The sequence below is a fragment of the Thermoanaerobacterium sp. RBIITD genome (assembly GCF_900205865.1).
Taxonomy (GTDB): domain Bacteria; phylum Bacillota; class Thermoanaerobacteria; order Thermoanaerobacterales; family Thermoanaerobacteraceae; genus Thermoanaerobacterium.
Genome location: NZ_LT906662.1, coordinates 1,902,759 through 1,914,986, shown reverse-complemented (window position 1 = coordinate 1,914,986; position 12,228 = coordinate 1,902,759). Strand labels below are relative to the sequence as shown.

Genomic DNA, 12,228 nt, shown 5'->3' with positions numbered 1-12,228 from the left:
GTAGTTTGCAATACCCCTTTTTAATGTAAAAAGGCTGTATAAAAATGAAAAAACAATCATGAAAATATATGTAATTCATCTGATTTTCTATGATTGTTGAGTTTTAGGCGCACTTAAATAAGCCTTGGGCTTTCTGTAATTTTTTTCTTCAAATCTCAGGCTATTTTTATTCCATGAAGGTGCTTTTCACATCTCTCATTCTGTATTTTTGCATGCAGTTTGTTTACATCGTAGGAAAAACATAACAGCATAAACTCCGTTTTTACACTGTTTTTCCCACGTGTTAAAAATCTATTAAATTGGTAATCATTTTTTAGAACTCCAAAAGCACCTTCTACCTGTATTGAACGATTAACTCTCAGGAGAATTCCCTCCTCAGATGTGATATTCTCATAAGATATTTGTCGCTTCTCTACAAATGTTTTTGATACTTGCATCTTTCGGTTGCCTCGTGCTTTTGTACATTTTGATTTATATGGACAATTGTTGCAGTCTTCACATTCGTATACAGTAATTTCTGAACGGTAGCCACTTGCTGAAGTCCTATAAATGATTCCAATTGGTCTAAGTTGTTTTCTATTGTGGCAGGTATATTCATCTTTATCTTTATCATAAACCATGTTTTCACGCTTACTAATATCATTTTTAAAACTTTTTTTCTTCCACTTTTCATATGTCTGCGGCTTTATGTAGTATTTTTGATTTTTTTCTTCCAAATACAGATAGTTTTCTTCACTCTCATATCCAGAGTCCGCTATGATATTTTGATATTTGTTTCCTAAATTTGATTCCATATCATTTAGAAATGGAATAAGGGTAGTGTTGTCAGACCTGTCCTGAAATATACCAACACCAGTGACATACTCACTTTCAACCCCAATCTGCACATTGTATCCTGGCTTTAATTGAGAGTTGTTCATGTGGTCATCTTTCATATGCATAAATGTTGCATCTGGATCAGTTTTAGAATAACTATTCCTTCCATCCAATAATTGATTGTGTGTATCATAGTTCTTTTGACGTTCGTAAAACTTCTCTAGCTCTTCATTAAATTTTTGGAGTTTTGACTTGCGTTTCCCTATACCATGAACAAATTCTATCTGCTCTTCTTCTTTTTTCTTTTTAAGATAGTCAATTATCTTTTCTATGTCATCCAATAAAGTTTCTTTAGTAACAGTAAAATTAGTCATATACGTAAGATTAATTGATTCTATGCAAGATTGTATTTTTGTAAACATCTTTGCTTGATTTTTATTAATAGCCTTTTTCCATACAAATGTATAGCGGTTAGCATTGGCTTCAATCTTTGTACCGTCTACGAAGAGATGCTCAAACTTTACTTCACCTATTTCATGGAGATGCTGTACCAACTGATAAAACAAATCTTCCATTGCATCGGCGAGATATTCCTTGCGGAATCTGGCAATAGTAGAGTGGTCAGGTGCTTTGCTTCCTTCAAGCAACCACATAAAATTAATATCCCTTTTGCATGCACTTTCTATCTTTCTGCTGGAATAAATGTTATTCATGTAAGCATAAGTTAATACCTTAAACAGGATTTTTGGCTCTACTGCAGGTTTTCTTCCAGTGAAAGAATATGCCTTGTACAACTTTTCGTAATTCAATCCCTCCAATATTTGGCTAAGCAGGCGAACCGAATCATCCTCTGGTATTAACATTTCACAATTTAATGGAAGAACTAATTGATAACATCCATTAAATTGTGTATAATTCTTATTGTATAATTTACTTTTTTGCATAACTTAATTATACAGTAATTGCAGGTTCTTTGGAACCTGTAATTTCTTTTTTGTGTATAAAAAGAGACTGATGCACTATGACCTATTCAGTCAGTTGTGCAACAGCCCCTTTTATATTTAATGTGAAGAAGAACGAGGTGCCCTTATTTATTTCGCTTTCAAAAAAGTATTTACTTCCATGCAAATCAAGGATTTCTTTTACTATCGCAAGTCCAAGTCCTGTACCTGATTGTTCACCCTTATAAAATTTTTTAAAGATATTTTGAAGGTCTTCTTTGCTCATACCTTTACCTGTGTCAGATATCTTAATTTTTACATATCCATCATCTTGCATTGAAGTAATTGTAATAACCCCTGAATCCTTTATGCTTTTTATAGAGTTGCTTATGATATTTATAAAAACTCTTCTTATTAATTCCTTATCAGCATTTACCATTACATCAATATTATCCATTTTGATATTTATATTTTTTTCGCGTAATAATGGTTCAAAGCTATTTACTACTTCCTCAACTAAACTTTTCAAATTAAATGATGATATGTTCAATTTAATAAGACCCGATTGAAGTTTTGATAGCGATAAAACATTATCTATCATCTTTGACATCCTATCAACTTCTTTAATCATAGTATTTAAATATGCATCTCTTTTATGTTTATCATCACCATAAAAATCTAATAACATTTCGCAATAACCTTTAATAAGACCAAGGGGCGTTTTTAGATCATGGGTAATATTAGCTATTAAATCCTTTCTGAATTTTTCGGCCCTATTGAGATTTACCGCCATATCATTCATTGATGCTGCTAGGTCTTCTATTTCATCACTTGTTTTTAAATCTATTTTTACATTAAGGTTACCTGAAGCAATGTCATGTGCTGCCTTTTTTAAATTATTAATCGGTTTTGTGAGTTTTTTTGACATGATAGATGATACAATAATTATTATAATAATAGAAATCAATAGAATAAGGAAAAATTCCTCTTTAAATATTGCAGCGGTATCAGTAATTATAGACATAGGTATACTCATTATTAATTTTGCACCTTGCGATTTATAAGTAAATGAATTAATAACAGCAAGGTATTTTACACCAAGTACCGGATGAGTAAATTCTATGACACTTATTTTTTTATCAGTATTTAAATAAATTCTGGGAATCCCCAAGCCGCCACCTGGACCATTTCCATGCGATCCTAATATTATATTACCTTCGTCAGTTATTACCGAAACTTTGGCATTTGATTCGTCAATAAGCTCATTTATGGTTTTATCATTGTTTTTGTTAATTGAATTTATAATTTTAGAACTATAACTTTTTAACTGGTTAACTTTATAATATGTATATATTTTTTCAATAAATACAACCTGTGATAAATAGAACAATAAAAATATCAATCCTGTTATTATTATATATGTCATAAACAATTTTCCCCTGATGCCTTTCAAATTAATCACCACCCAATTTATATCCATATCCCCAAACAGTTTTTATCAGATCTCTTTTTTTTCCGAGTTTTTCTCTTAATTGTTTTATATGTGTATCTACTGTTCGCAAATCACCATAGAATTCATAACCCCAAACATTATTAAGGCATTTCTCCCGTGTTACAACTTTCCCTATGTTTTTTGCTAATAAGCTTAAAAGATCAAATTCTTTTGGTGTTAGCTCTATTTTTTTCTTATCTACATAAACATCCCTTGAATCTAAATCAATAGTTATGCCTGAATATGATATAGTACTATTTGGCTCTTTACAGTTTGATCTTGATAAAATAGCCTTTATCCTTGCCACAACTTCTCTTGGACTAAATGGTTTAACAACATAATCATCTGCTCCAAGGTCAAAACCTAAAAGCCTGTCATATTCTTCACTGCGGGCAGTTATCATCATTACTGGTACCTTTGATGTTTCCCTTATTGTTTTTAAAACATTCCATCCACTTATATCTGGAAGCATTACATCAAGTAAAACTATATCGATAGAATTATTTTTAAAAATATTTATGCCTGTTTTGCCATCTTCAGCAAAATATACTTTATAATCATTATTTTCAAGATATGTTTTTAATATATCCCTCATACCTTCTTCATCTTCAATGACCAGTACTTTTTGCGGCATTTTTTACACCTCCAATTTAAGTTTACAAATTTTTTAAATGATTTACAATATGACAAAAAAATCCTCACAAAATCCTCACATTTTCATTAAAAATGTATCATATTTAAAGGATAAAATAAAAAATGTAAGATAAATAAATTTTGAAAGGAGATGTTTTTATGAACATCAAAAAAACAATTGCATCATTACTTATAGGAAGCATTCTTTTAACAGGAATTGCTGCATATGCAGGAACTGCAAATGAGAATACAACACAAAAAACACAAGTAAATTCATCTTATGTACCGCCGAGATATGGAAGGACACAAATGGTTGATTTTCTCTCTAACCTCTTAGGAAAGACTAAAGAAGAAGTACTAAAACTTCTCGACTCCAACAAAACATTAGCACAAATAGCCGTAGAAAATGGTGTAAAATTAGAAGACTTCAAAAAGGCTATGCTTCAAGAAAGAACAGATTATATCGATCAAATGGTTAAAGACGGTATTTTAACAGAAGAAAGAGCAAAAGAAATTAAGGACTTGCTAAAGAAAAGAATAAATGCATGTGATGGCACAGGAAATTGTGGAGCAGGACTTGGTATAGGATATGGAAGAGGCAATGGATTTGGCAGAGGACGTGGAGCAGGTTTAGGCCGAAATATACAGTAGCATAAAACAAAAGCATTTACTTCCATTTAATAATTTATTGAAGAATATTATTTAATGGAATGGCTTAATTTATTAAGCCATTCCTATTCCATGCAAAAACAAGAACTGTATATGAGTTGAATTAATTTATAATTTCTTTGTTGCTTCATAACTTGCTTAAATAATAATTACATGATGAAAATGTAACAAGAGGTTTTGTTGGCATGATAGAAATTGGTAATTTTGTGAAAGCTTAAATATAACTTATTTTAAGCAATGTTTCTCATTTTTATTTTATATTTATTTTTAACTTATTAACAAAGTTTTCAACCATCAATTTTATATCTATAAATATAATATAACTAAAGATCAAACCTCTACATCAGCACGATCTATTAAAAACTAAAAAATTAATGATTACCTAATACAGCTGGTAATGATACTAAGAAAATCCGCAATACAGCTAAAATATTTAAACTCACATTGGCCATTTCATTATTATATGCAATTAATACAATATTTATGCATATATATGAATAAATATCGACAAAAACACTATGACAAAGCCCATGAAAAGGCCGGAAAAATTTTCTCTGAGCGGCATCCTTGATATAGGTATAGGGCCAAATGAATACAAAATTCCTACTAGGAAAGATAACATGCCGATAAATAAAACAACTATACTCGTATGAAGAAATAATATAAAACCTGATATGGATGCTATCGCTAAAAGAATAAAAATTACAGCTACTACAGTCGATTCTTTTAAATTATCTCTTACGACTGCATTATGCTTTTCATAATTTTATACCAGTGTGTCTTGTTTGCCTTCTTATATATAATTGTTAATTGCTGTCGTTGCCATATCAAATGAAAACAATGATATAAACATATATAAGAAATTCATAATATTAAATCTATGAAAACCGTATCTAGTATAAAGACTGTACCGAGTGCAAATGGTGTTACATTAGCAACTTTTGTTTGAATCTTTACCAATTTTAAAAAGCTTTTTAACTTCATCTTATTTCATTCATCTTTTTATTGCGTATTTAATTTTATTTTAGCATCAAAATAATTAATAAAATATCAAAATCTCTAATTATCTCAAATTCTTCAATCCTTCTATGCAACAACCATATCCTTTCCAAGTGCAATTACAGCATATATCATCCATAGCCTCTTCTGTCATTAATAGCTTTATTTTGTCCAAAACATCATCATATTTCATCAAAGTATTAGGTTTTATTTCAAGGATATTAAGTACACTGTCATCCATTTCCTTTATGCTACCTTGATGATGTTCATTTTTGCACTTCCCATCAATATTGTTTGGACATTTCTCGCAAATGTTATCCACACTATCCACAAGCTTTATCAACATATCTTGTTCGTTATTTAGCTTTTTAATGATGTTGTTCATATTATTAACAAAGTATTCATCATATCCATATCCTCTAAAACCTAGTATACATAATAGATGATGCCCTCTTATAAGCATTTATTTATTCTCCTTCAAAATAAAATGTCATTAAATTTAAATAATAAAATAATACACAATGATTATACTACATTATGAGGAGTGATACTATGATAAGAAAAAGCAAAAAATACTCTAAAGAACCAATAGAAAAACATGAAACAGCTTCATGGGCTAATATAAAAGAGACAACAGAAAAAGCAAATGTACCTATACCAAGTGAAATGGAAGTTATAAATGCAAAAAAATGGGTCGACGAAAACGAAAAATAATCAGCAAAAAAGGCACATCCTCCAATATTGGAAGATATGCCTTTTTTTCATTGTGCAAGGGTTTTGTACCTTTCGTAGCGCTCTTTTGCATTTTTCTCTGCTTCATCAAACATTTGCTGTGCTTTATCAGGAAACAATGTTGCAAGTGATGAATATCTAATTTCGCCTTTGATGAAGTCTTGATATGATGCTGTCGGTTCTTTCGAATCAAGTGTAAATGGATTTTTACCTTGTTCTCTAAGTTCAGGATTGTACCTATATAGATGCCAATATCCCGCTTCAACAGCCTTTCTTTCTTCAGCAATGCTAGTTCCCATGCCGGATTTTATACCATGGTTAATGCACGGTGCATATGCAATGATAAGTGATGGACCTTTGTATTTCTCTGCTTCGGCAATTGCCCTAATCGTGTGGTTCATATTTGCACCTAGTGCTATTTGTGCAACATATACATAGCCATAACTTATAGCCATCATGCCAAGGTCTTTCTTCCTTGTCTTCTTACCTGCCGCAGCAAATTTTGCTATTGCTGCTGTTGGAGTAGATTTTGATGATTGTCCACCTGTATTTGAATATACTTCTGTATCAAGTACAAGCACATTGATATCTTCACCAGAAGCTAATACATGGTCAAGCCCTCCAAATCCTATATCATATGCCCAACCATCACCACCTATTATCCACTGTGATTTCTTTACAAGGTAATCTTTCATATCATAAATATCTTGTATAATCTTATTTCGTTTAAAATCCTCATGACAAATAATATTTATTATCTTTGCAGATGGAAGCTCAGAGTCTTCACCATTATCCATGTTTTCTAGCCACTCGTAAAATGCTGCTTTAAGTTCATCAGATATCTGTGTATTTAAAGCTTGACTTATTAAATCTGCAAGCCTTTCCCTTATCTGTTTATTCGCAAGGTATATCCCATACCCATATTCAGCATTGTCCTCAAAAAGTGAGTTTGCCCATGCAGGTCCTTTACCTAGGTTATTTGTTGTATACGGTATAGATGGTGCACTAGCACCGTATATGGAAGAACATCCCGTCGCATTTGCTATTATCATTCTATCGCCAAATAGCTGTGTCAAAAGTTTGATATACGGTGTTTCACCACAGCCCGGACATGCACCATTAAATTCAAATAGTGGTTTAACAAATTGGCTTCCCTTAAGCATTGTCTTTTCCATGATATTGTCTTTTGGTTTTAGTTTAATTGCATATTCCCAATTATCAGCCTGACTCTCTATTTCTCCTTCTGCCGGCATCATTACAAGTGCTTTTCCAGGTGCGGGGCATACATCTGCACAGTTTCCACAGCCCGTACAGTCCAATGGACTTACCTGTATGCGGTACTGAAATGCTTCAAGCCCTTTGCCTACCGCCTTTTTAGTCTCAAACGTTTTGGGAGCATTTTTAACCTCATCGTTATTTAACAAAAATGGACGTATAACGGCATGCGGGCATACAAATGAGCACTGATTGCACTGTATACATTTTTCAATCTGCCACTGTGGTATCATGACAGCAATTCCACGTTTTTCATACGCTGTCGTACCTGTTGGGAATGTGCCATCCTCCATGCCATTAAATGTGCTTACCGGTAAATCATCGCCTTCGTTTTTCGCCATAGGCCTTTGTATTTTCGTGACAAATGCTGGCTCATCTTTGGCAAAATCCTCATCAACTGAAGTTGCCCATGATGTCGGAACATTAACTTTTTTAAGCGACTCAAGGCTTCTATCGACAGCCTTTATATTCATATCAACTATGTTTGGGCCTTTTCTCCCATACGTCTTTTGAATAGATTCTTTTAAATATCTTATAGCATCTTCAAATGGTATAATATTTATAAGTCTAAAAAATGCTGTCTGCATAATCATATTTATTCTACCGCCAAGTCCTACTTCCCTTGCAATTGATACTGCATCAATTATATAAAAATTAATATTGTTTTTTGCAATATACTTCTTCATTGATGCTGGTAACTTCTCATCAAGCTCTGACTCTGTCCAAGGACAGTTTAATACAAAAGTACCGCCTTTTTTTAACCCTTTTAATAAGTCATAATTATATATAAAGGATTTGTTGTGGCATGCAATATAATCCGCATTGCTTACCAGATAGCTGGATTTAATCGGTTTATGTCCAAACCTTAAATGGGATATCGTTGTACCACCTGATTTTTTACTGTCATATTGAAAATATCCCTGTACAAAAAGGTCTGTATTATCGCCGATAATCTTTATTGCAGATTTGTTCGCTCCAACTGTACCGTCTGAACCAAGACCCCAGAATTTGCAGCTTATTGTACCCACCGGTGTTGTCTCAATTAGCTCTCCTATCTCAAGAGATGTTTTTGTGACATCATCTTTTATGCCAATTGTAAATCTATCAAGCGGTTTATATTTTTTAAGATTCTCATATACGGCTATAATTTGTGATGGCGTTGTATCCTTTGAGCCAAGCCCATACCTTCCACCTACAATCAAAGGCTTATTTGGCTTATCAAAGAATACCTTTGATACATCTAAATATAGTGGCTCACCAATAGATCCTGGTTCCTTTGTTCTATCTAGTACTGCAATTCTTTTAACTGTGTTTGGAAGAACACTGAAAAAATATTTTTCAGAAAACGGCCTGTATAAGTGAACTTTAAGCAATCCTACCTTTTCTCCTAGTCCTGATAGATAATCAATAGTCTCCTCAATCGTCTCACATACAGATCCCATTGCTACAATTACATATTCTGCATCTTTTGCCCCATAATAATCAAACGGGTGATATTCTCTCCCCGTTAATTCTTTAATTTTTTCCATATATTCTTCGACTATATCTGGTATCTTTTCATAAAACTTATTTGATGCTTCTCTGCCTTGAAAGTATATATCCGGGTTTTGAGCTGTTCCTCTTATAACGGGATGTTCAGAATTTAACGCTCTATTTCTGAATTCTTTCAATGCTTCATAGTCTACAAGTTTTTTTAGATCTTCATAATCTATAACTTCAATTTTTTTAATTTCATGAGATGTCCTAAATCCGTCAAAAAAGTGCAAAAAGGGAACTCTTGATTTAATTGCACTAAGGTGTGCAATACATCCTAAGTCCATAGCTTCCTGTACACCATTTGATACCAGAAGTGCAAATCCAGTCTGTCTTGTCGCCATAACATCTTGATGATCACCAAAGATAGATAACGCATGTGCTGAAACTGCACGAGCGCTTACATGAAATACGCCAGGCAAAAGCTCACCGGCTATTTTGTACATATTCGGTATCATAAGTAATAATCCCTGTGATGCTGTATATGTAGTCGTTAATGCACCACCCTGAAGTGAGCCATGTACAGCACCAGCAGCTCCAGCTTCTGACTGCATTTCAACAACCCTAACTGGTTGTCCAAAGATGTTCTTTTTGCCATGTGCCGACCATTCATCGACACTTTCAGCCATCGGTGATGACGGCGTAATCGGATATATTGCTGCAACTTCTGTAAATGCATATGATGCATATGCAGCAGCACCATTTCCATCCATTGATTTCATATTATTCGGCATAAAAAAATCCTCCTTTTTATTTTTCTAAAACTATTATTCCTTAATGGAATATTGTAATACATTTTATACATATCTTTTACATATCAACTATAAATGTAAAATATTAATTTTTAATATGTACTTAATACTTCTCGAAAGCATTTAGTACTTTGTCGAAAATATATTTTTAAAGTCTAAAATACTTTCATTACAAACCATTGACATATTTTTCTTATGGATTATAATTAATTTGTAATGAGTAAGTACTCACATTCTTCGGAGGGATGATTAATGGATAATGATCAAAAAAGTACAGAAGAAAAAATTTTTGAATCAGCAGTAGATCTTTTCTGCGAGAAGGGCTTTGACAGAACTACAACTAGTGAAATAGCAAAAAAAGCTGGTGTCGCAGAAGGTACAATTTTCAGGTATTTCAAGACTAAAAAAGATATTCTATCGTCAATCGCTTCAAAGGCAATGGATATTTTAACGAATATCTTGGTTATAAAACCTATTAATAAGATTATTAAAAGCAATAAAAAAGAAGAAGAGATAATGTACGAAATTTTAAGAGATAGATATGATATCATAACAAGAAACTTCTCAATAATAAAAATCTTAGGAACTGAAGCGATGACAAAAAAACAGTTAAGGGATAATATTGTCAAGGCAATTCCTTTAAAGGCAATCAAAATGGGTGAGAAATTCTACAAAGCCGGTTTTGAAAGAGGAGTTTTTCGTGAATTACCCCCACGTGCAGTCGTGCGCTCATTTGTTGGCTCACTTTTTATGCTGATTGCCGAGCAGCAGTTTCTCCCTGATGACTATAAATCAAAAGATGTCGATAAAGAGCTTAGAACAATTGTTGATATATATATGAACGGTATAAAAAAGAAAGGAGAATAAATCATGAAACGTATTTTAATATCTGTGTTAATAATTTTTTCACTGGCATTTATTTTTGCAGGATGTTCTACAAAAGCTTCTGATATCAATACTTATACAGGAACAATAGAGTCTTCGACTGTCAATATTCAGCCTGAAATTGCTGGCAGAATAATAAATCTCTATGTAAATAATGGTGACACAGTTAAAAAAGGTGATAAAATTGCTTTGCTCGATGTGAGCCAGTATAAAGAGCAAGCTAGAACAGCAAAAGATGCCCTCGATATAGCGAATATAAAATATAATACTATTAAAAAAAGCAATACAATGGAAGCAGATATAGCAAAGTTAAATGTTGACCAAGCTCAATCAGCTTATAATCTAGCTAATTTAATGATAGAAAAAGGCACAATAACATCTCCTATTGATGGTATTGTTACAGATATAAATTTAAACAAAGGAGAAATGGTTGTACCTGGGAGTAATATTGCGCAAGTATCTGATTTAAATAATTTATATATAAAAATATATGTACCGGAAAAATATTTAAGTAAAGTATCATTAAATAAAGATGTCACAATTAAAGTTGATTCTATTAATAATTCAATTAAGGGTAAAGTAATATTTATAGCATCGGAAGGAGAATTTACACCTAAAAATACAGTAACAAAAGCTTCAAAAGAAGACATTGTATTTGAGGTTAAAATCCAGATTAAAGACCATATAAACAATTTGAAACCCGGAATGTTAGCAGATGTGACATTATAGGGGTGTGATATAGATGAAATATGTTATAGAATTAGACAATCTTACAAAACGTTTTGAAAATATCACCGCTGTCGAAAAACTGTCATTAAAGGTCCCTTCTGGTACAATTTTAGGGCTATTAGGGCCAAACGGCTCAGGCAAGTCAACAACGATAAGAATGATATGTGGAATATTAAAACCTACCTCTGGAAAAGGAATGGTGCTTGGTTACGACATAGAAAGGGAAAGTGAAAAGATTAAAAGCTCTATTGGATATATGTCGCAAAAATTCAGTCTTTATGAAGATTTGACAGTTAAAGAAAATTTGGATTTTTATTCAAGCATATATGGTCTAAAAAAAGATGAAAGGCTCGACAGAGAAAAATATATTATAGATTTGATGGAATTAAATAAAAGGGAAAAACAATTAGTTTCTACACTTTCTGGTGGATGGAAACAAAGATTGGCACTCGGTTGTGCATTACTTCATAACCCAAAGCTTGTTATACTCGATGAACCAACATCGGGTGTTGACCCCGTTTCAAGAAGATTGTTCTGGGATATCATTAAAAAACTATCATCTGAAGGCCTTTCTGTTCTTGTTACTACACATTACATTGAAGAGGCTGGGCAAAGCGATTATATTGCATTTATGTTTAACGGTCATCTTATGACATATGGTACACCACATGATATTGTCATGGAGAATAATTTAAATAATCTTGAGGATGTCTTTATTAAGTATGTAAATGAGCATGGTGGTATTGATAAATTGTAATGAAAGGATGGTGTA

At 32.4% G+C, this 12,228-nt stretch carries 10 protein-coding genes; 5 read left to right on the top strand and 5 right to left on the bottom strand.

The genetic code is table 11. The features are described from left to right. Nucleotides 1–155: 155 nt before the first annotated feature. From CPG45_RS09200 to CPG45_RS09190, 3 genes are all read right to left on the bottom strand, one after another. Nucleotides 156–1,760, bottom strand: coding sequence for an IS1182 family transposase (locus CPG45_RS09200; RefSeq protein ID WP_096230102.1), 1,605 nt, complete (start codon nt 1,758–1,760; stop codon nt 156–158). An 82-nt stretch (nt 1,761–1,842) separates the two neighbouring features. After that, a complete protein-coding gene (locus CPG45_RS09195; protein ID WP_096231628.1) occupies nt 1,843–3,210 on the bottom strand; it encodes a HAMP domain-containing sensor histidine kinase in 1,368 nt (455 codons plus the stop codon). 1 nt (nt 3,211) lies between these two features. Further along, nucleotides 3,212–3,883 carry a response regulator transcription factor gene (locus CPG45_RS09190; RefSeq protein WP_096231627.1) on the bottom strand — a complete coding sequence of 224 codons (672 nt, stop codon included), beginning with the start codon at nt 3,881–3,883 and terminating at the stop codon, nt 3,212–3,214. A gap of 158 nt (nt 3,884–4,041) precedes the next feature. Here CPG45_RS09190 and CPG45_RS09185 point away from each other — a divergent pair, with 158 nt between their 5' ends. After that, on the top strand, nt 4,042–4,533 hold the full coding sequence (locus CPG45_RS09185) for an alkyl sulfatase-like hydrolase (protein WP_096231626.1): 492 nt from the start codon (nt 4,042–4,044) through the stop codon (nt 4,531–4,533). Between the two features lie 1,081 nt (nt 4,534–5,614). On the opposite strand, the gene CPG45_RS09175 is transcribed toward CPG45_RS09185, so the two are convergent. After that, a complete protein-coding gene (locus CPG45_RS09175) occupies nt 5,615–6,013 on the bottom strand; it encodes a DUF1284 domain-containing protein (protein WP_096231625.1) in 399 nt (132 codons plus the stop codon). An 89-nt stretch (nt 6,014–6,102) separates the two neighbouring features. On the opposite strand from CPG45_RS09175, the gene CPG45_RS09170 reads away from it, so the two are divergent. Then, a complete protein-coding gene (locus tag CPG45_RS09170) occupies nt 6,103–6,264 on the top strand; it encodes a CDIF630_02480 family spore surface protein (RefSeq protein ID WP_096231624.1) in 162 nt (53 codons plus the stop codon). Between the two features lie 47 nt (nt 6,265–6,311). Here the strand turns inward: CPG45_RS09170 and nifJ are convergent, their stop codons facing one another. Beyond that, entirely contained in the window at nt 6,312–9,824 is a 3,513-nt protein-coding gene (gene nifJ, locus CPG45_RS09165) for a pyruvate:ferredoxin (flavodoxin) oxidoreductase (protein WP_096231623.1), read from the bottom strand. 270 nt (nt 9,825–10,094) lie between these two features. On the opposite strand from nifJ, the gene CPG45_RS09160 reads away from it, so the two are divergent. The 3 genes from CPG45_RS09160 to CPG45_RS09150 are packed head-to-tail and all read left to right on the top strand — an operon-like array spanning nt 10,095 to nt 12,213. Then, nucleotides 10,095–10,709 (top strand): TetR/AcrR family transcriptional regulator, encoded by a 615-nt coding sequence (locus CPG45_RS09160; RefSeq protein WP_096231622.1) that lies wholly within the window; start codon nt 10,095–10,097, stop codon nt 10,707–10,709. A gap of 3 nt (nt 10,710–10,712) precedes the next feature. Continuing rightward, nucleotides 10,713–11,456 carry an HlyD family secretion protein gene (locus tag CPG45_RS09155; protein ID WP_096231621.1) on the top strand — a complete coding sequence of 248 codons (744 nt, stop codon included), beginning with the start codon at nt 10,713–10,715 and terminating at the stop codon, nt 11,454–11,456. 13 nt (nt 11,457–11,469) lie between these two features. Continuing rightward, nucleotides 11,470–12,213, top strand: coding sequence for an ABC transporter ATP-binding protein (locus CPG45_RS09150; protein ID WP_096231620.1), 744 nt, complete (start codon nt 11,470–11,472; stop codon nt 12,211–12,213). Nucleotides 12,214–12,228: the final 15 nt, after the last annotated feature.

Coding starts and splice junctions, on each gene's coding strand:
- CPG45_RS09200 (WP_096230102.1), bottom strand. CDS start 1,760: ATGCAAAAAAGTAAATTATACAATAAGAATTATACACAATTTAATGGA.
- CPG45_RS09190 (WP_096231627.1), bottom strand. CDS start 3,883: ATGCCGCAAAAAGTACTGGTCATTGAAGATGAAGAAGGTATGAGGGAT.
- CPG45_RS09185 (WP_096231626.1), top strand. CDS start 4,042: ATGAACATCAAAAAAACAATTGCATCATTACTTATAGGAAGCATTCTT.
- CPG45_RS09175 (WP_096231625.1), bottom strand. CDS start 6,013: ATGCTTATAAGAGGGCATCATCTATTATGTATACTAGGTTTTAGAGGA.
- CPG45_RS09170 (WP_096231624.1), top strand. CDS start 6,103: ATGATAAGAAAAAGCAAAAAATACTCTAAAGAACCAATAGAAAAACAT.
- nifJ (WP_096231623.1), bottom strand. CDS start 9,824: ATGCCGAATAATATGAAATCAATGGATGGAAATGGTGCTGCTGCATAT.
- CPG45_RS09160 (WP_096231622.1), top strand. CDS start 10,095: ATGGATAATGATCAAAAAAGTACAGAAGAAAAAATTTTTGAATCAGCA.
- CPG45_RS09155 (WP_096231621.1), top strand. CDS start 10,713: ATGAAACGTATTTTAATATCTGTGTTAATAATTTTTTCACTGGCATTT.
- CPG45_RS09150 (WP_096231620.1), top strand. CDS start 11,470: ATGAAATATGTTATAGAATTAGACAATCTTACAAAACGTTTTGAAAAT.